We start from the raw sequence: 19,019 nt of genomic DNA, 5'->3' as shown, positions 1-19,019 counted from the left end.
GCATAAAGGCGTCTTTTAGCCATACGCTTCTCTCAACACAGTTGCTCTTCAAGCAGGTCAGGTTCAGGACATAGGTACCGAAATATTCGTCAGTACGCGCCAGTTAGGCTGAAACCTCCGCTGGAATCTCAAAGTGATAACCCTCAGAAAAACCCGAAAAATCTTTTTTCAGACAGTAGGACGTTAGCGATAATCCATCACCTTCTCGCCGGACGGATAAATAATGAAACATAGGCTTGTACTCTGTTGCCAGATCGGGCAGGCGGGTTGGGGAGGTATTTAAGGGTTGCCGCAGTCCACCGCCACCACCAATGACCAGAAACGTTTTTCCCTCAAACTCATACCGTTCGAAAGCGTGCGAATGGCCGGTTATAAACAGACGCCCTTTTTGAGACCGAATGTAATTTGGCACAAAGCGTTGCTGTACTAATTTTGACGAGCCAACCAGCTTGCTATTCGAGTAAGGCGCGTGATGGCACGTAACGATAACAACTTTCACCTCAGGATCGGCATCCAGCTCGATCAATGTCTGCTCGTACCAGGTTTGCTGCTTGACTAAATCGGCTACTGACAACGTACTGAAATTAGAGTTCAGCATCACCACCGCAATGCCGTCCGTCGTTTTCACGTATCCCGTAGGAATATGTTCCGGAAAACGTTGTTGAAAATTTTTGGCCCCCTTTCTCGGCCGGCCCATTACGTCATGATTACCCATGATTGCGTAAACGGCCGTTTGAACCTCCGTACATTTTAGCAGAAACTGATCAATAATCCGCCACTTATTAGTGCGGTATCCCAACGAGACAATGTCGCCTAGCCAGTAAAGTACCGCTGGCTTTATCCGCAAAATTTCGGCAAAAATAGTTTGAGTCGCTTTTTTATTCTGATGCGTTCGCAGCACCAGTTTCTCTACCCACATGGGGGCCTGTGTATCACTTAAAAAAAGAATTTCCCGTTTGTTATTTTCCCCTTCCATAACGCTCTATTTTCTCAATCAACCACGTTTTATACCTCGCCGATTGCTATTTACCATGAAAATGGCCGCCATACGAACTGAATTTCGGCGGTAAATGCGGCATTTTCAGCCGCTACGGCATCATACCATTTTAATTCACCCGCTACCCGAACTCGACGGCTAACGGGATAGGTATAGGAAGCAGCTGCCATCCATCCTAAACTATTCGTATTGGCCATGACGGTACCCGCATAATCGAGCCGTGAGTGATTGATATAAATACCAGTGCCTCCAGTAATAGACAGTCGCCGGGCAATACTCCGCTCGGTCCCGCTCAGCCAGGCCAGCGGCATCGAAAACACTAGTAAAACGGGCACGACCGATACGTACATATGGGCCGTTTCATTTCCTACCAGCCCCCGGTAACTGTACATAGTCGTCCAGCCAGTTTCCAGACCCATGCGCAGCCGGTGATCGGGATACCACATGGCACGTAGCGTGGCAGGAACCCCAAAACGGCTGACGTGAGTCTGTTCCAAAGCTGCCGGAACACCCAGGTGCGTTGAGTAGTAGGATAGGCCACTACCTGCCGAGACAACGAGTGTATAAGGACCTCGCTTTGGAACAGTCTTGACCGAGTCCGGACCTATTTGATTAGATAACTGTTGCTCAAGCGATTGCGCTCGAACGGTTACGTTGCCAGCAAACAGGCAGGCCATACAGGCTATAGTCGCAAAATGAACCTTCATACTATTGCTGTTCTACGTAATGGTAATATGCAACGATCGGCGAATAATTAGACAGAATACCGTCGAAATTGTTCTGACTAATAAATTCCTGAATAAATTTCGGCTCATCAAGTGTCCAGACAAATACTGTTAGCCCGGCAGCTTTCATAGCGAGTACTTCCTGCGTTTGAGGGCCTAATGTCCAGCGAGGAGCCCAGATACGTGCGCCCAAACCAAGTGTAGTAGCCGTGTCCAGTTCGCATAAGATGGGCGTATTTTCTTTATTAGCGAGAGCCTCATAGGATGCCACCGCGTCGGTAGAAGGCAAGCCAATAATAATTCGAAGATCCCGACGAGCCAGGATAGCCTTCTGTCGATATTTCTGCTGGATAGCCTGTACTTTGTCCATCGGCCCAATGTATTTAGTATCAAGCCAGACAAAACTTAGTGATGTATTATTGAGAACGGTTTCCAGTGCTTCTTCCAGCGTTGGAATTTTCTCCCCATTTACCAGTCGAACAAGTGTGCTCAGTTGTTGGTACGTGTAGGCTTCAATAGGTCCGGTTAATCCACTTTTTTTTATAAGTCGAAGATTCAGCGTATTATCATGGTAAAGAATTGGTACCCCATCTTTGGTATAACGTACGTCTATTTCAATACCCGTTGCGCCCAAACGTGAAGCTAGTTTAATAATCTCTATCGAGTTTTCTGAGGCAGGCAGCAAATCCGATGTTCGTCCTCCACTCCGGTGCGCCAGAATCGAAAAGGGCCTTTGATTCAGGGGCCGCCGGTACGTTAATGTTAATTTTTGCGTTGGTGTCCCGCTATTTTCGCCGTACAGTCCATCGACAACCAGTGTATCACCAGTAGCCAGGCGACCAGTGTAAGGTACTAATACGCCATTATGCTTTGTTCGCACTGTCAAGCGAACAAGACCTGTCGCCGTATTGACTAATTTTCGCCAGTACCCATTTAGCACCAGACTATCCGCTTTGGAATCGCCTTCCAGATTAAAATAGCCAACGTCTACGCCCGTAAAAATGGACAGATAATGCGTGGTATCAGCGCCATTTAGCACGTATGTCCACTTCAGCGCCACCTGATCGCCGAATTGACCCACTCCATCGGTAACCCCATAGACGCCCTCCATCGTTTGTCGGACAGAGGACACAAATCGACCGGAACCAGGTGTGTTGGCAAAGGTGTAAGGCACGGGTGCTTCGTACTCTTTTCGGCAGCTCTCAAAACCGATAAGCAGTAAGCCCAGCAGGATATAAACAGACGATTTCACAGGATAAAGCCGAAAATAAGTTGTGGGTAGAACAGGTTTCGATCGAACGTATCGTATAGCGACCAGAGTTGCCAGTTAAAATTGGAATAAGCCGCTCTAAACCCTAACGAAACGTGTTTGTTTCCATAAAAGGGCTGTTCCAGTACCACTGTAAATGCTACGCCATTGACACGTCGCTGATCATATACAACGGCTAGATTGCCGACCTGAGATCTATAATATAAATCCAGAATTGCTTCTGTTCTAAGCGATAACTGAACGTCTCTCGTTAAACGATACCCTACCGACAGACTGGGGAAGGTTTGAACGCCGTACGCCTGGCTATTAAAGACATCTTTAATTTGCAACGCTCCAAACCAGCCGTTCAGGTCATAACCAGCCCCTATAAATGTCCGTTTGCTGACCTGAGTAGCCCAACGTAAGCCTATCCCTAAGTTACTTTGGACGACTTGTGTCTGTATGCGGCCGGCAAAATACAAGTGCTTTGTTAAGCCTCGCTGGATGTTGAAATCAATAGCTGGTACACTCACCCGCACTTCTTCAGTCAGCTCGGGGGGCGTCGTCGTAAATACAGCGCCGATTGATCGACGCCACTTACCGGGAACGGGTGCCTGTGGAAAATAAATTTCTGGCTGTTGCGTATCGGGCGGCACGTAGCGTGGATGTTCCGGCGAAAAGACACGTCTTTCACGCAATTCCGGCTTTTGGCGCTGTCTTTGTGCCTCAGCCGACGAGCTCATGAATAATAGGCCAACTACCCATGCATACAGGCAATTGCGTATAAGTAACGAATGTATCACTTGCGAATGATGGTAGACGCTTGAGTGAGATAAACCCAGAATAGAGGGGTTATGTTATGTTGACGGGCTGAATGCAAAAAAGGTCACTGAAATTCAGTGACCTTTTGCTTAGTAGCGGGAGCTGGACTCGAACCAGCGACCTTTGGGTTATGAGCCCAACGAGCTACCAACTGCTCCATCCCGCGATGTTTGGACTGCAAAAGTACGGCAACTTTTTGAAAAAACAAGTACCTTTGTAAAAAAAGTTTATTCTCGATTGGAAACGTTTTTTTTCATCGGGGAGTTGTTTGCTAAAGCCACTGGTAATCAACCAGCGGGATCACCTACGAATGAATCCAGAAAATAGTGCAAATTTCCCGATCGGCGATCATAAGGCAGGTTTCGTTAGTATAGTCGGCAAGCCAAACGTCGGCAAGTCAACCCTGATGAATCAATTGGTCGGTGAGCGGCTGTCTATCATCACCGCCAAGGCTCAGACTACTCGTCACCGGATTATGGGTATTCTTAACGGAACCCACAACGGCCAGGAATTCCAGCTCGTCTACTCTGACACTCCCGGTATCATCAAACCGCTGTACAAACTTCATGAATCCATGATGAGTTTTGTTCGTGGTTCGATCGAAGATGCTGATGTTGTGCTGTTTGTCACCGACATTTTTGAAGAGCACGACGAAAACGACGTAATAGAACGGCTTCAGAAATCGGAAGTTCCGGTTCTATTACTCATTAACAAAATTGACCAGGCAACTCAACAGCAGGTTAATGAGAAAATCGTCTATTGGCAGGAACGCTTCCATGCGCAGGAAATCATTCCGATTTCAGCCCTCAATGGCTTTAATATGGACTTCGTATTCGAAGGAATTATTAGCCGACTGCCGCAGCATCCTCCTTATTTTCCAAAAGACGAATTGACCGATAAACCCGAACGGTTTTTCGCATCGGAAATCATTCGGGAGAAAATTTTCCTTAATTACAAAAAGGAAGTTCCTTATAGCAGCGAGGTTGTTGTAACAGCATTTAAGGAAAAAGACGATATCATTGTCATTCAGGCCGAAATCCTCGTTGAACGCGCGACCCAACGGGCTATCCTGCTTGGTGAAGGGGGCAAGATGATTAAGAAAACGGGTATTATGGCCCGCGAAGAACTCGAACGCTTCTTCGGTAAGAAAGTATATTTAGAACAATTCGTTAAAGTAGAACCCGATTGGCGGCAGAAAGAGCGTATGCTCAAACGCCTTGGGTATGACGAGTAGTTGTAAGCTGTACGTCGGTAAAGTATAGACACACTTTATGTCAGTTGCCGACGAGAATTACACTTACGACTTATTGACTCACGACTTCAAATCATGGCAAACATCGTTGCAATCGTTGGCCGCCCAAATGTGGGCAAGTCCACGCTGTTTAACCGGTTAACGGAACAGCGGCAGGCCATCATGGATAACCAAAGTGGCGTTACACGCGACCGGCATTATGGCACGGCCGAGTGGAACAATAAATATTTTACAGTTGTCGATACAGGTGGCTACGTGGTTGGATCAGAAGACGTATTCGAGGAGTCGATCCGCGAGCAGGTTGAAATTGCCATCCAGGAATCAACGGTGATCCTGTTCGTTGTCGACACACAAACTGGCATCACCGGTTTGGATGAAGACTTTGCTAAAGTGCTACGTCGGTCAAAAAAGCCGGTTTATATCGTAGCCAACAAAGCCGAAACAGCCGAGCGCTCGCAGGGGGCAGCCGAATTCTATGCGTTAGGTATGGGTGACCCCTATCCAATCTCGTCGCAAACCGGGTCTGGTACAGGCGATCTGTTAGATGAGGTCATTAAGCATTTTCCGAACGAAGGTGTTGAAAATCCGGATGCTGGTATCCCCAGGATTGCAATTCTGGGACGCCCAAACGTGGGCAAATCGTCGTTTCTGAATGTATTGACCGGGCAGGATCGTAGCATCGTCACCGACATCGCGGGTACCACACGTGATGCGATTGATACGCGATACAAAGCCTACGGAAAAGATTTCATTTTGACCGACACGGCTGGTATCCGGCGCAAAGCCCGCGTTGATTCTAACATTGAATTTTATTCGGTGCTACGTTCCATCAAGGCAATGGAAGATGCGGATGTATGTATCATTTTGCTCGATGCAACCCGTGGCCTGGAAGCGCAGGATTTAAACATTATCGGCCAGGCTGTAAAGGCTAAGAAAGGTGTCGTGATTATGGTCAACAAGTGGGATGCGGTCGAAAAAGATCACCGTACGGCCGACACGTTGCGAAAAGAGATGATTCAGCGAATGATGCCTATTGACTACGTGCCCATCATTTTTGCGTCTGTTCTCGAAAAACAACGAATTTTCCAGGTAATGGAAAAAGCGATGGAAGTCTATGAAAATAAGACCAAGCGGATTACTACCTCGAAGTTAAATGAGGCTATGCAACCCGAAATCGAAAAATACCCGCCACCGGCCACCAAAGGCAAACATATCAAAATTAAGTATATGCTACAGGTACCGACGCCTTCGCCAACGTTCGTTTTCTTTTGCAACCTGCCACAATACATTCAGGAAGCCTATGAACGATTCCTGGAAAACAGGCTTCGGGAGCATTTTGATTTCACGGGTGTGCCCATTACAGTTTTCTTCCGCCAGAAATAAAGTAATTCAAATTTCAGTCGGTCTGCCGAAGCGGTTCTCTGGTTACGATTGGTCTATTCAATACCAATCGTAACCAAAGAACCGCTTCGGCTTTTGAATAGGAGTTATTAAATTCACTACGTAGGCGTTATTGGATTTCTGATCGTTTGGCATAGAAACAAGCAAGCTATACGGCTACTAAGCGACCAGGTAAGCCTTACCCGATCGAATGTTAAATCTTGTTCTTAGTTAATAAAACAGACGAACATTAGCATACAATTAGCAATAATAGGTGACTAACGCTACGTATAAACGTACTTTCATTGTATAATAGGATGGAAAAACAACCTTTTAATAAATTCTGTCTTATTCAAATGAGATTAGTCAATTTTAAATATCAACTTTCAGCATAAATTCCTCTGTTTCACACCGAATAACCAAAATAGCATGGCTACAGAAGTACTAGACGAAGAAAAAAGAATTGACAAAGCTGCTTACGTACTAAAAGCTGTAGCGCATCCACTGCGTATTAAAATCATTCAGATTCTACATGACAACAAAGAGCTGAATGTTTCGGCAATTTATAAGCATCTTAATGCGGAGCAGTCATTGATTTCTCATCACCTGATCAACATGCGCGATAAGGGTATTTTAGATATTCGGCGCAGCGGCAAAAACATTTATTATTTCCTGGTCGATTCGGCCGTAGCCGACGTAATTGACTGCATTTATAAAAGTAAAATCCTGAACTGATTCCACATCAGGAAAAACGATAATGGGTTCGGAGAAAGACGTAACAAATGATCTTTCTCCGAACCCATCATCGTTTTACGTCCAGCGTTTAATTAAATAACTCTCCGGTTTTATAGGGGGGCACAATACCAATATGGATATAGGCTCGCTCTGTAGCTTCCCGTCCTCGTGAGGTTCGCTTTAAAAAGCCTTCCTGAATCAGGAACGGCTCGTAAACTTCTTCAATCGTTTCAGACTCTTCTCCGCAGGCCGTAGCAATCGTAGAGAGACCCACTGGCCCACCTTTAAACTTCTCGATGATCGTGGTCAGAATGCGAATGTCCATCTCATCCAATCCATGCTGATCTACTTCAAGCGCACTTAAGGCAATTTCTGCGATTTCTACATTAATATAGCCATTGCCTTTTACCTGAGCGAAATCGCGGGTCCGGCGCAATAGGTTGTTGGCGATACGAGGTGTGCCGCGGCTCCGGCGAGCAATCTCGTAGGCTCCTGTCTCATCAATCGCGGTGCCTAAAATAGCTGCCGACCGTTGCACAATAGTGGTTAGCAATTTGGCATCATAATATTCCAGTCGACTGCTGATCCCAAATCGCGCCCGCAAAGGTGAGGTAAGCATACCAGCGCGGGTAGTTGCGCCAATCAACGTGAACGGATTAAGTTTGATCTGTACCGTCCGGGCGTTAGGGCCAGAATCGAGCATAATATCGATCTTGTAATCCTCCATTGCGGAATACAGGTATTCTTCAACAATGGGATTGAGCCGGTGAATTTCGTCGATGAACAGCACATCATTTGGCTGGAGATTCGTGAGCAAACCGGCCAGATCACTCGGCTTATCCAACACAGGCCCGGAGGTCATTTTGATGTTGGCATTGAGTTCATTAGCGATAATATGCGACAGCGTGGTCTTACCCAGACCTGGGGGACCATGAAGTAACACATGGTCGAGCGCTTCGCCCCGTTGCATAGCCGCCCGAACAAACACTTCGAGGTTTTCGAGCACTTTTACCTGCCCCGTAAAGTCCTCGAACGAAAGGGGCCTAAGCGCCCTTTCTATCTCTTTATCGGTAGCCGTCATCCCGTCGTTCGAACCTTTCAAAAAGTCGTTTCGCATGATTTTGGTTAGTACAGATCTGGTCAGAATTCAGGCAAAAAGCGCCTACTTCTGACCAGATCGTTTACATCAAATATACGAAAAAATACGCAGAAAATCGCTACCGAATTAGCATAACTGTACCTCGTTTAACGACACGCGGTCGATCCGGAAATGACTCACTTTTGAAGCTGACAATGTAAGGGTATAGCATGGATGGATAGGTCGATCCATGATACGTACCGTCCCATTTCTGGTCGGGATTGTTACTTTCAAAGATCACCTCGCCCCACCTGTTATAAATCCGGAACTCGTAATCCGTGATATAGGACGTGAATACCTTCAGATCGTCGTTAACCCCGTCATTGTTAGGCGTAAACGCATCGGGTACGCTAAGTCGCGGCTCGCACAGATTGACAACTTTGGATAGACCTACGGCTGTACATCCCTGTGGGTCAGTCACTTTCACCTGATAGTTCCCTGGCGTATCAACCAATATGCTCTTCGTTGTGTCACTTCGAGGGCTCAACCAGAGGTACGTTAACCCGGCTGCACCACTTGCTGTAAGCTGAGCTTTTCCCTGATCACCTTCGCACAGCGCAACCAGATCCGTAAGGGAAAAGACTGGTGGCGGAGGTGGGGGTAACAGGAAGGACGTATCAACTTTACAGGCATAAATTGAATCGGTTACCTGGATTTTATACGTTCCCGGAGCAAGCGCCGTTTGCCGACTTGTCGTATCAGCAAATAGGTTTCCTGATGGACCCGTCCAGCGATAATAATACGTTCCTGGCGTTAACAACCGTACGGCAATTGCACCGTCTGATATCGTACAAGATTTAGGATTGGTAAGCGTCGCTGCCATTCTTAGTTTAGGCAATTCACTTACTTTGATCGTATCCGAATTTTCACATCCGGCGAAGTTCTGCGCTGTCACGTAGTATGTACCGGCTTGTGATACGTCTGTGCTTCGATTCGTGCCACCATTGCTCCATTGGAAAGTTGACCAGGTTTGCTGAGGGACCGTCAGTTTCACCGAAGATCGATAACAGAAAACCGTGTCAGGCCCGAGGTCGAGCGATGGCGGGGGCTTGATTTGTACCTCAATCGTATCGCTTTTAAAGCATTCACCATTGGCTGCCAATGCGATTACTCGATAGAAGCCGGGCCTGTTAAGTGTGATCGTCTTTTGCCTACTCGCAATCGACCCGTTGATCAGCCAGACGTACAACTTCGCCTGTACTTTCATATCGAGCACAATTCCCTTTTTATTACATACGGCGGTATCAGCGCCTAATTTTATATCGGGCGGCAGTTCCACAATCGTTAGTGTATCTTTAATCAAGGTATCTTTACAGATGCCTCCTGCGCTGGTTCTGGTAACGATACGTAGGGTGACGAAGTACTGGCCCGGTTTGGCGTATCCGTGTGTAACTGGTTGTGTGGCCGTCGTTGAATACGGGCGACTTCCGTCACCATAATCCAGCGTATATGTCTCCTTTAATTTCGGGCAGTTCGGCCCAATCTGGAAGACAGTGGGTGCATTGACGCACGTATCGGCGTAGGTTAGCCCCGGCCCACTAGACTGATCATTGAAGTTAGCGACTAAATTCGGCAAGCCCAGTTGACTGATTTGCCCGCCTAATGTTTGCCCTGATGGGTTAAATATCAAGCTGTCCAACAGCCCTCCGTTTGGATTGTCGATGGTTGCCAGGGTCGAACTGCCTTTAACGGCGATATACAACCGGCCATCGGGACCTATCTGTACGGAGCCATATTGCCTCGTAGTACTACTATCCACCACAGTTTTAGACTGCGTTAGTAAGGAGTCTTTCTGCGTTAAATCATACTTCAACACATAAGACGCTCCTTTCTGGGTACCATTGGCATTGGTATCAGCCAGCATTGTTACGTATAAACTCTTACCGTCAGGCGAAAACTCGGCACCATAGGCCTTTGGCGGAGCAGGCCCAATAACAAGCGTTCGATTAAAGGTCATGTTGCCTGTCGAATCATTGAACGTATAGAGGTCAATGGAGTTGGTAGGCGGCCCGGGAATAACAACAGCCATCGGGCGATTGCCTTCATTACCACCCGTTGTGTCGGCAGGACCAATTTTAATATAGCCTTCTGCATTCGCCAATGAATCAATGACCTGTCCACCCTGATACGTTGTTGTAGTAGGCTCTTCACTACGCGTCAGGTGCCGGATCTCAAATTTATTGGTACCATAGATCCGGGTGATAACCCAATACGTCGAATCGCGCTTATTTTCTACAGCGGCTGACTGCTCAGTGCTTTCGCCGGATATGGGAATATTTTTCTCTACAATAGCGCCTTTACCGGCATTCTGGCGCATATCAACAACACTATACGTCAATGTCTTCTTTCCACGAATTTCGGACGTAGTATATACGTAATACAGATACTCGCAACCCCGGCAGGTAGGTTTGGGGACAATCAAAGCCGATTGGGTAGAGTGCGTATTACCATTTAAAGGAATCTGAACCGCATTTGTATCACCCGGCACCAGCGATTTCATCGGTTTCCCATCCTTTTCATAAATCGTGATGCCGTCCGTATAAAACAGTAGAATCCCTTTGGTATTAGCGATAGACGATGACCCCTCAATGGTACTTAAATTACCATCGGTAATTGGTTTGGGATTTCCTCCTCCTCCAAAATCTAGTCCTGCTTTCTGACCAAAATACCACTTAACACCCTGACTCTCTTTCTTTTCTCCGCAAACATCAACGTTTATCCGATCCTGATAGGAACATCCATTAGGGCTAATGGCTTCAACCGAATAACAGCCCGAACTATCGACCTGAATGCTTTGCGTTGTATCACCTTTTGGATACCAGAGGTACCTAAAGCCCGACTGAGCGTTTCCAGCATAAGGGTCCAACGTAATTGTTTCGCCCTTGCAGATTGTGGTATCTGTACGCCAGTTGGTGAATGATGGCGGTCGATTGTTTATAGTAATTTTTTGGGGCTCAGATACTGTCGTCTTGCCATTTACGGTTCTGGTTAGAGTAATTGTATAACTACCAGCATTTTGGTAAACGTGCCGGGCTACAGAGTCATTTTGTTTAGTTACGGTCGTTCCATCACCAAAATTCCAGACACGCGTTGCAACGTTACTAAGCACACTGTCAGTAAACGTAATAGAGTCGGCTTTACACTCCTGGTCGGGCACACAGGCCTTGCCACTAATCTTAAAACCCTGCGCCCAGGTCGTGGTGGTTCCTGCCAGCAGAAACAGCACGGCCCAGAGTCCAATTACACGTATGTATTCTCTAAAGATTAACATGAAGCAACACTGAATAAGGCCACCCTCGCAAATTCGTTCCTCAGCATAACAACAACGGGGGCGTTACGTTAGTATAAACGAAGGTGGCTCGTTAAAATTTTATTGCCAGATACGCTAGAAAGCACCTAAAATCCATCTAATTTTATCGGTTACCATGCTGTTAAATACTTCGTTTGTATCGCCAACGTTGCAACATTGAAGTTGACTCAGCTTTTGCACGACTTTGTCATTATGATTAAGAAATACGTACTGACCGTTTTGGCGCTTGCCCTGAGCCGATTGGCTCTGGCACAGGACCCTCAGTTCACTCAATTCTACGCGGCTCCTCTTTACCTGAACCCCGCTTTTGCCGGTTCGGCACTCGCTCCACGTATCACCGCTAACTACCGCAACCAATGGCCGGCCATCACCAATTACGTGACGTCTATGGTGTCGGTAGACCATTTTATTGAGAAATATAATAGCGGTGTTGGTTTGTTGATTCAAAGTGACAATCAGGGTCAGGGTAGGATTCAATCGACGGACATAGGGTTGCAATACGCCTATCAGTTTCAGGTGAGTGAATCATCCTTCGTACGCTTGGGCTTACAAGGGTCCTATGTTAACCGAAATATCAACTATTTTGGTTTGACTACCGGCGATCAATTCACCGACCGGGGCTTTATTACCGGTAGTGTTTCCGCTGACCCTACCCTACTAGCGGGCTCTCCCAAAAATAAATACCTGGATTTCTCGACGGGTGGGCTTTTTTATTCAGACTGGTTTTGGGTTGGCTTATCAGCGCATCACATCAACCGGCCCGATCAGGGATTTTTCGTCAGTGGGACCGAGCGCTTGCCAATGAAAACAAGTATTCAGGCGGGTTTGCGTATTCCGCTTGGCGGCTTTACGGGCCTGGCAGATGAGCAGGATCGGGAGATTAGTATTTCGCCGGTGGTGATGTATAAGCATCAGGGCAAATACGATCAACTGGACATTGGCGCTTATCTAACCTACTCGCCCATAACCATCGGCGCTCATTACCGCGGCATTCCGTTCAAGAAATACGACCAGACGCTCAACAACCATGATGCTATTGCTGGACTGATCGGTTATCGAATGGATAAATTCTCCATTGGTTACAGCTACGACGTAACAATTTCCACGCTAGGCAACAGCGGTGGCTCCCACGAAATATCGATTTCCTACATTTTCGACAGGCCCGAAAAGCGCCAGCCAGGCGTCCGCAAACGGGACAAAAAACTTCCTTGTCCGAAATTTTAATAATACTCACAAAAAATAAGGGCCAACTTTTGAAAGCTGGCCCTTATTTTTTTCATCCCAGTTTCTTATACCGAATCCTGGTCGGTGTCGCGTCTGAGCCTAAGCGTTTGCGACGATTTTCTTCGTACTCTGAGAAATTTCCTTCAAACCAGTAGACTTGTGAATCGCCTTCGAAGGCTAAAATATGCGTGGCAATCCGATCCAGAAACCAGCGATCATGGCTGATGACTACGGCGCATCCGGCGAAATTTTCCAGTCCTTCTTCCAGGGCTCGTAGTGTATTGACATCGAGGTCATTCGTTGGCTCATCCAACAGCAACAGATTGGCACCTTCTTTCAAGGTCATGGCCAGATGAACGCGGTTGCGTTCTCCGCCCGATAACGTAGCGATTTTCTTTTCCTGATCCGCTCCGGCGAAGTTGAAACGACTGACATAGGCACGGGCATTTGATTGTTTCCCGCCCATCATAATCCACTCACTACCACCCGAAATCGTTTCAAACACGGTTTTATCGGGGTCAAGCCCGTCGTGTTCCTGATCTACGTAAGCCACTTTGACCGTGTCACCTACTTCAAACGTACCAGCATCGGGTTTGTCGCGACCTGTAATCAGCTTGAACAATGTGGTTTTACCTGCTCCGTTAGGACCAATGATTCCTACAATGCCCCCCTGCGGCAATCGGAATCCTAAATGCTCGAACAGTAATCGGTCGCCAAAGGCTTTTGCTACGTCTTCGGCTTCAATAACTTTCGCTCCCAGACGTGGGCCCGCCGGAATAAAAATTTCGAGTTTATCGTCTCGCTGTTTGGCATCTTCATTCAGTAATTTCTCGTAGGCTCCTAAACGCGCTTTGGACTTAGCCTGACGCGCTTTGGGCGCCATTTTTACCCATTCCAACTCGCGCTGGAGTGTCTTTTGCCGCTTCGACTCTGTCTTTTCTTCTTTGGCTAACCGATTCTGTTTCTGCTCTAACCAGGACGAATAGTTTCCTTTCCAGGGAATACCCTCCCCCCGATCCAGTTCAAGAATCCAGCCTGCTACGTTGTCCAGGAAATAGCGATCGTGCGTTACGGCAATAACTGTGCCCGCATATTGGCGTAGGTGTTCTTCCAGCCACAGGACCGATTCTGCATCGAGGTGGTTAGTTGGTTCATCCAACAACAATACATCGGGTTGCTGCAGTAAAAGACGACACAAGGCTACCCGGCGTTTTTCGCCCCCAGACAAGTTATCAATGACCGCTTCGGCAGGTGGGCAACGTAGTGCATCCATGGCCCGCTCGAGTTTCTGGTCAAGTTCCCAACCGTTGAAATGGTCGATTTTTTCCTGTACTTCACCCTGGCGGGCAATCAGTTTATCAAAATCGGCGTCAGGATCACCAAAAGCTTCATTGATTTCGTCAAATTCCTTGAGAAGATTTACTACTTCCTGAACACCTTCTTCAACTATTTCACGAACCGTTTTACCAGCGTCAAATTTCGGCTCCTGATCGAGCATACCAACCGAGTAGCCAGGTGAGAAAACGACTTCGCCGGTATAATTTTTGTCCAGGCCTGCGATGATGCGAAGTAACGTAGATTTACCAGAACCATTTAAGCCCAAAACACCTATTTTAGCACCGTAAAAAAAGGAAAGGTATATATTCTTTAGGATTTGTCGGTTGGGCGGAATATTTTTACTCACGCCTGCCATAGAAAAAATTATGGTTTCCTGACTCATTAATTTCTGATAGATTTGTGGTTGGTAATATTCCTCAAATTTAACCCACAGCGCAGCCTTAACCAAGTACAGTAATGGAAAACGCTTCACTGGTAGATGAATACGGTTACGTCAAAGACGGAAAGGTATTTTTGAAAGGCTACCTGAATTATGAAGACCGCCAGATTGGCGAAGTCAAACGAACTGAGCAGGAAGCGCTCGATTATTTTAAAAATCGCTTCATCATTGCCCAAAACAAGGTCACTCAGCTAGAGAATGACATTGCAGAGGCACAGAACAAAGGGTCGTACTTAACCAAACTGGTGCAGCTCCGTAAGAAACTCATCGGCTTCGATGCGCTCGGTGATTTTCCGCCCCTGCTCGACCGTCTGGATGCTCAGGAAAAATTGTTGGCTGATTTGATTACGGTTAATCAGCTTAAGAATTACGACATTAAACGAGCCCTGATTGCCGAAGCAGAAGCGGTTGTCGACAGTACTGATTGGCGAACAACGGCCGATGCCTTACAGGAAATAAAGACGAAATGGATCAAAACCGGACCTGTTGACAAGGCAGTCGATGCCGAAATTGAAGGCCGGTTCCAGGAATTACTGGATGGTTTTTTTCAACGTCGACGCGAGTTCTTTAACGAGCAAAACAAGGTCATTCAGGAACGTCTGGACAAGTATGATGAACTCATCCGGTTAGCCTTCCGTGCAAATCGGCTTGGCGATCTGGATGCTGCTTTTCAGGAAGTTCGGAAACTTAACAACGCCTGGAAAGCCGTTGGTGAGGTCCCGATCAAGAAAAGCGGGAAACTGTACAAGCAGTTTAAGAAGGCGACAACCATGTTTTACGCTAAGTACAACGACGCTAAAGGCATTGTCATCGTCCCGAAACTTGATCCGCGTATTGAAGCCCAGATGAAAATGGCTGACGAAGCCGAAAAGCTTTCCAAACAATCTGACATTTTCGCGGCTGCCGAGCGGGCAAAAGTGCTGCTCAATAGTTGGAAAGAAGTTCGCGTGCCGTTCAAGTTGCAGGACAAAACCTTGAATGAACGTTTTCGGGCCGCCTGCGACAAGATTTTTGAACTGAGCTACCTCGGCCGTGTTTTAACACGTAAGTATCCAGCTTTTGAGCTAAAAAGTCAGCCAGAGCAGATTCGGACGAAAATTCGGGAGATGGAGTACCTCGTTAAGCGGGAGAAAAACGATCTCCAGTTTGCTTTACAGGACGCCGACGGTCTTGATCCCAACAATGACGAAGACAAACAGGTGTTGAACAAGATTAATACCCAAAAGCGTAAAATCGCCATGAAAGAAACCATTCTGCGCGAATTACAGAAGCAACTGGAAACGGTAGGGTATTGATCAAAAAATATCCGTTGGCGTTAATAAAACGAAACGTGCCCCAGTTTAGAACCGGGGCACGTTTCGTTTTACTACGTTGTTTACCAAGTATGGAAACTATATTAAATCAAACTGACATTATCACGTCCGACAGTGATTTTCGGGCAGCGATTGTTCCTGGCAAATTCGTTCGTCTTGAGTACTTAACTGATTTAAACGAATTCATCAAAACCGACGTAACCATTAAGCAAGTCGTTCCTCAGAATGGTATCGAATATCTTGAATTAGCCACTGGTGACGTAGTGCCTCTTGACCGTGTAATCAGTGTTTCAGGCATATTATCACCTCGTTACCCAGGCTATACCAATTACTCATGCGACTGTTAATCGATCGTCTCAAATCCGCAATACGGTACCAGCACCTGTGGGATTTTGATACCTTCTGGCGTTTGATTATTTTCCAGAATCGACGCCAGAATACGGGGCAGTGCCAGTGCCGAGCCATTTAACGTGTGCATAAGTTGCATTTTCCCGTCAATTTTCGAACGTAGCTTGAGTCGATTGGCCTGGTAAGTTTCAAAATTCGACACAGAACTGACTTCCAGCCACCGCTGCTGTGCAGCCGACCACACTTCCATGTCATAAGTCAGGGCTGACGTAAAACCCATATCGCCCCCGCAAAGTCGTAGCACACGGTAAGGAAGTTCCAGCTTTTGCAACAGCGACTGAACATGCAGGCTCATTTCTTCTAGAGCAGCGTACGAATTTTCGGCTTTCTCAATCCGAACGATTTCAACCTTATCAAACTGATGCAACCGGTTTAACCCCCGAACGTGTGCACCCCATGAGCCCGCTTCGCGCCGGAAACAGGGCGTATAGCCAACATTTTTAACTGGTAGCTGATTTTCGGGTAATATTACGTCGCGATAAATATTCGTTATCGGCACCTCAGCGGTCGGAATTAAATACAACTTCTCTTCCGTAACGTAGTACATCTGACCTTCTTTGTCAGGGAGTTGGCCCGTGGCAAAACCAGAATCTTCGTTGACGACAATCGGTGTCTGTACTTCAATGTAACCAGCTTTCATAGCTTCATCGAGGAAGAAGTTGATCATCGCCCGCTGGATTCTGGCTCCTTTGCCCTTGTACACAGGAAAGCCGGCCCCGGCAATCTTGACACCTAGTTCGAAGTCAATAATATCATACTTCTTAATCAACTCCCAGTGCGGTTGAGCCGTGTCGTGGAGCGTTGGTTTCTCGCCATGTTCAAGTACCACTACGTTATCTTCGGCGCTACGTCCTTCAGGAACACTACTATGCGGCAGATTCGGAATCGTCACCATAACGGCCTGTAGATCAGCCTCAATTTGTCGGAGCGTATCAGCAAGGTCTTTCGACCGTGCTTTCAGGCTGGCGGTTTCGGCTTTAGCGGCTTCGGCAGCAACTTTATCTCCGGCTTTCATTAAAGCGCCAATCTGACCCGCTTTGGCGTTGGATTGCGATAACACATCGTCAAGCTCCCGTTGCGTATCGCGCCGTTGTTGGTCGAGCGTTAGCACCTGATCAACCACAGCCTCGGCATTGGCGAAGTGCTTCTTATGCAGACCAGCCAGCGTAGTTTCTTTATTATCGCGGATAAAATTGAGTTGCAGCATGGTATTAGTTCTGGCAAAAAGCCAGTATTAATCAATTAAGGATTTAGCAAACCCAGCGTCCAGGCACTGGCGCTGCTCATATTACACCGAAAACAGTCCGTCGTTCAACGCATTGAGGGCTTCGGCCTTATAACGGCTATGTACGAGCAGGGATAAGTTGCTTTCAGTACCACCATACGAGATCATCCGGATCGGAATGTTCTGCATTGCGTTGAAAACACGTACCGCTACGCCCTGATTATCAGCGCTGAAGTTGCCTACAATACAAATGATAGTTTGGTCGTAATCAGGTTCTTCAAGCGTACAGAATGTATTCAACTCATCAGTAATCTCCTGAATGCGCTCCGTATTATCAATCGTAACCGACACTGATACTTCCGAGGTAGTTATCATATCGACCGGTGTTTTGTACTTCTCGAAAATCTCGAAAATTCGACGCAGAAATCCATAAGCATTCAGCATACGGGTCGAGTGGATATATAAAGCCGTAATGCCGTCTTTAGCAGCGACAGCTTTAAATACCTCACTTGATGCGGCCGTCGCTCCGGGACGATCTGCGATCAGCGTACCGGGCGCGCTGGGTTCCATCGTATTTTTCAGACGTACCGGAACGCCGAACATTCGAGCGGGTGTAATAGTCGACGGGTGCAAAATCTTTGCCCCGAAATAAGCCAGTTCAGCGGCTTCATCGAAGGTTAATTCACGTACCGGAAACGTATTTTTTACGATACGCGGGTCATTGTTATGCATCCCGTCGATGTCCGTCCAAATCTGGATTTCTTCCGCCCGAATCGCTCCGCCAATCAGCGACGCTGTATAATCAGAACCGCCCCGTTTGAGATTGTCTACTTCGCCACGAGGATTACGGCAAATAAAGCCCTGTGTTACAATGATTTGCTTATCCGCATGGGAAGGCAATATCTCGGCAAGTTTTTCTTCGGTATAATGAATCTCTGGTTCGTTGTCGGCGTCAATCCGCATAAACTCCAGCGCGGGCAACAAGGCCGACGTAACCCCTTCCTCAACCAAATAAGCCTGAAAAATCTGAGTACTCAGTAACTCACCTTCGGCTACCAACTCCTTCTCCTGTTTAAGTGTAAAAGGCTTGATACCCGTCAGCGACCGGATAAATGAGAACTCATTCTCGACAACTTGTTGACCAGCCGCTTTGCCTTCGGCTGATTTATACAATTCACTGATGAAGCTATCGTAATGGGCTTTCAGCGTATCAATTTTTGCATTAGCCTCGGCATCATCGTTTGCTTTGAGCGATTCGCCGATAGCCAATAATGCGTTGGTAGTGCCGGACAAAGCCGACAGAACGACGATTTTACGGGTATCGTCGCTGGTAATCAGGTTTCGGATGGAGTGCATACGCTCGGGTTTCCCGACCGACGTGCCGCCAAATTTCCAGACGTGCATTTTTAAAAAGTTTTCAGTTTTCAGTCTACGGTGGGCTCACGCACCAATAATTCTATGCGT

The 19,019-nt window shown here is 47.1% G+C and carries 15 protein-coding genes and 1 tRNA gene; 6 read left to right on the top strand and 10 right to left on the bottom strand.

The annotated features are described in order from the left end of the window. Positions 1–103 precede the first annotated feature (103 nt). The 5 genes from ACYVEA_RS14820 to ACYVEA_RS14800 all read right to left on the bottom strand — a co-directional run bounded on the left by ACYVEA_RS14820 (position 104) and on the right by ACYVEA_RS14800 (position 3,959). Positions 104–976, bottom strand: a complete 873-nt coding sequence (locus tag ACYVEA_RS14820) for a metallophosphoesterase family protein (RefSeq protein WP_461114222.1) — start codon at positions 974–976, stop codon at positions 104–106. A 50-nt stretch (positions 977–1,026) separates the two neighbouring features. Then, positions 1,027–1,704 carry a hypothetical protein gene (locus tag ACYVEA_RS14815; protein WP_461114221.1) on the bottom strand — a complete coding sequence of 226 codons (678 nt, stop codon included), beginning with the start codon at positions 1,702–1,704 and terminating at the stop codon, positions 1,027–1,029. Between the two features lies 1 nt (position 1,705). Beyond that, on the bottom strand, positions 1,706–2,974 hold the full coding sequence (locus ACYVEA_RS14810) for a glycerophosphodiester phosphodiesterase (protein ID WP_461114220.1): 1,269 nt from the start codon (positions 2,972–2,974) through the stop codon (positions 1,706–1,708). Then, on the bottom strand, positions 2,971–3,714 hold the full coding sequence (locus tag ACYVEA_RS14805; protein WP_461114219.1) for a hypothetical protein: 744 nt from the start codon (positions 3,712–3,714) through the stop codon (positions 2,971–2,973). Before ACYVEA_RS14805 ends, ACYVEA_RS14810 begins: the two co-directional genes overlap by 4 nt. A gap of 172 nt (positions 3,715–3,886) precedes the next feature. Continuing rightward, positions 3,887–3,959, bottom strand: a tRNA-Met gene (locus ACYVEA_RS14800). Between the two features lie 144 nt (positions 3,960–4,103). Between ACYVEA_RS14800 and era the strand changes: the two genes are divergently transcribed. From era to ACYVEA_RS14785, 3 genes are all read left to right on the top strand, one after another. Continuing rightward, the gene (gene era / locus ACYVEA_RS14795) at positions 4,104–5,027 is read left to right on the top strand and encodes a GTPase Era (protein ID WP_461114218.1); all 924 of its coding nucleotides are present in this window, start codon (positions 4,104–4,106) and stop codon (positions 5,025–5,027) included. A gap of 93 nt (positions 5,028–5,120) precedes the next feature. Continuing rightward, complete coding sequence (gene der / locus ACYVEA_RS14790) at positions 5,121–6,428, top strand: ribosome biogenesis GTPase Der (protein ID WP_461114217.1); 1,308 nt, start codon at positions 5,121–5,123, stop codon at positions 6,426–6,428. A 426-nt stretch (positions 6,429–6,854) separates the two neighbouring features. Next, positions 6,855–7,160: an ArsR/SmtB family transcription factor gene (locus tag ACYVEA_RS14785; RefSeq protein WP_093829999.1), complete on the top strand. Its 306-nt coding sequence runs from the start codon at positions 6,855–6,857 to the stop codon at positions 7,158–7,160. Positions 7,161–7,248: 88 nt separating this feature from the next. On the opposite strand, the gene ruvB is transcribed toward ACYVEA_RS14785, so the two are convergent. Further along, positions 7,249–8,277 carry a Holliday junction branch migration DNA helicase RuvB gene (ruvB, locus tag ACYVEA_RS14780; RefSeq protein ID WP_093829997.1) on the bottom strand — a complete coding sequence of 343 codons (1,029 nt, stop codon included), beginning with the start codon at positions 8,275–8,277 and terminating at the stop codon, positions 7,249–7,251. Positions 8,278–8,377: 100 nt separating this feature from the next. Then, positions 8,378–11,569 (bottom strand): T9SS type B sorting domain-containing protein, encoded by a 3,192-nt coding sequence (locus tag ACYVEA_RS14775; RefSeq protein WP_461114216.1) that lies wholly within the window; start codon positions 11,567–11,569, stop codon positions 8,378–8,380. A gap of 231 nt (positions 11,570–11,800) precedes the next feature. Here ACYVEA_RS14775 and ACYVEA_RS14770 point away from each other — a divergent pair, with 231 nt between their 5' ends. Beyond that, positions 11,801–12,832 carry a PorP/SprF family type IX secretion system membrane protein gene (locus ACYVEA_RS14770; RefSeq protein WP_461114215.1) on the top strand — a complete coding sequence of 344 codons (1,032 nt, stop codon included), beginning with the start codon at positions 11,801–11,803 and terminating at the stop codon, positions 12,830–12,832. A 52-nt stretch (positions 12,833–12,884) separates the two neighbouring features. Here the strand turns inward: ACYVEA_RS14770 and ettA are convergent, their stop codons facing one another. After that, a complete protein-coding gene (gene ettA, locus ACYVEA_RS14765; protein ID WP_461114593.1) occupies positions 12,885–14,552 on the bottom strand; it encodes an energy-dependent translational throttle protein EttA in 1,668 nt (555 codons plus the stop codon). Positions 14,553–14,626: 74 nt separating this feature from the next. Between ettA and ACYVEA_RS14760 the strand changes: the two genes are divergently transcribed. Together ACYVEA_RS14760 and ACYVEA_RS14755 are read left to right on the top strand one after the other, a co-directional pair. Next, complete coding sequence (locus ACYVEA_RS14760; RefSeq protein WP_461114214.1) at positions 14,627–15,904, top strand: DUF349 domain-containing protein; 1,278 nt, start codon at positions 14,627–14,629, stop codon at positions 15,902–15,904. Positions 15,905–15,993: 89 nt separating this feature from the next. Beyond that, a complete protein-coding gene (locus ACYVEA_RS14755; RefSeq protein WP_461114213.1) occupies positions 15,994–16,269 on the top strand; it encodes a hypothetical protein in 276 nt (91 codons plus the stop codon). Here ACYVEA_RS14755 and serS read toward each other — a convergent pair. Both serS and ACYVEA_RS14745 read right to left on the bottom strand, forming a co-directional pair. Next, positions 16,266–17,537, bottom strand: a complete 1,272-nt coding sequence (gene serS / locus ACYVEA_RS14750; protein WP_461114212.1) for a serine--tRNA ligase — start codon at positions 17,535–17,537, stop codon at positions 16,266–16,268. The two genes, ACYVEA_RS14755 and serS, sit on opposite strands and share 4 nt — an antisense overlap. A gap of 81 nt (positions 17,538–17,618) precedes the next feature. Then, a complete protein-coding gene (locus ACYVEA_RS14745; protein WP_461114211.1) occupies positions 17,619–18,959 on the bottom strand; it encodes an aspartate kinase in 1,341 nt (446 codons plus the stop codon). Positions 18,960–19,019 lie beyond the last annotated feature (60 nt).

Source organism: Spirosoma jeollabukense, from assembly GCF_054777855.1.
This window is presented reverse-complemented; position numbering and strand designations above follow the sequence as displayed.

Coding starts and splice junctions, on each gene's coding strand:
- ACYVEA_RS14820 (WP_461114222.1), bottom strand. CDS start 976: ATGGAAGGGGAAAATAACAAACGGGAAATTCTTTTTTTAAGTGATACA.
- ACYVEA_RS14815 (WP_461114221.1), bottom strand. CDS start 1,704: ATGAAGGTTCATTTTGCGACTATAGCCTGTATGGCCTGCCTGTTTGCT.
- ACYVEA_RS14805 (WP_461114219.1), bottom strand. CDS start 3,714: ATGAGCTCGTCGGCTGAGGCACAAAGACAGCGCCAAAAGCCGGAATTG.
- era (WP_461114218.1), top strand. CDS start 4,104: ATGAATCCAGAAAATAGTGCAAATTTCCCGATCGGCGATCATAAGGCA.
- der (WP_461114217.1), top strand. CDS start 5,121: ATGGCAAACATCGTTGCAATCGTTGGCCGCCCAAATGTGGGCAAGTCC.
- ACYVEA_RS14785 (WP_093829999.1), top strand. CDS start 6,855: ATGGCTACAGAAGTACTAGACGAAGAAAAAAGAATTGACAAAGCTGCT.
- ruvB (WP_093829997.1), bottom strand. CDS start 8,277: ATGCGAAACGACTTTTTGAAAGGTTCGAACGACGGGATGACGGCTACC.
- ACYVEA_RS14775 (WP_461114216.1), bottom strand. CDS start 11,569: ATGTTAATCTTTAGAGAATACATACGTGTAATTGGACTCTGGGCCGTG.
- ACYVEA_RS14770 (WP_461114215.1), top strand. CDS start 11,801: ATGATTAAGAAATACGTACTGACCGTTTTGGCGCTTGCCCTGAGCCGA.
- ettA (WP_461114593.1), bottom strand. CDS start 14,552: ATGAGTCAGGAAACCATAATTTTTTCTATGGCAGGCGTGAGTAAAAAT.
- ACYVEA_RS14760 (WP_461114214.1), top strand. CDS start 14,627: ATGGAAAACGCTTCACTGGTAGATGAATACGGTTACGTCAAAGACGGA.
- ACYVEA_RS14755 (WP_461114213.1), top strand. CDS start 15,994: ATGGAAACTATATTAAATCAAACTGACATTATCACGTCCGACAGTGAT.
- serS (WP_461114212.1), bottom strand. CDS start 17,537: ATGCTGCAACTCAATTTTATCCGCGATAATAAAGAAACTACGCTGGCT.
- ACYVEA_RS14745 (WP_461114211.1), bottom strand. CDS start 18,959: ATGCACGTCTGGAAATTTGGCGGCACGTCGGTCGGGAAACCCGAGCGT.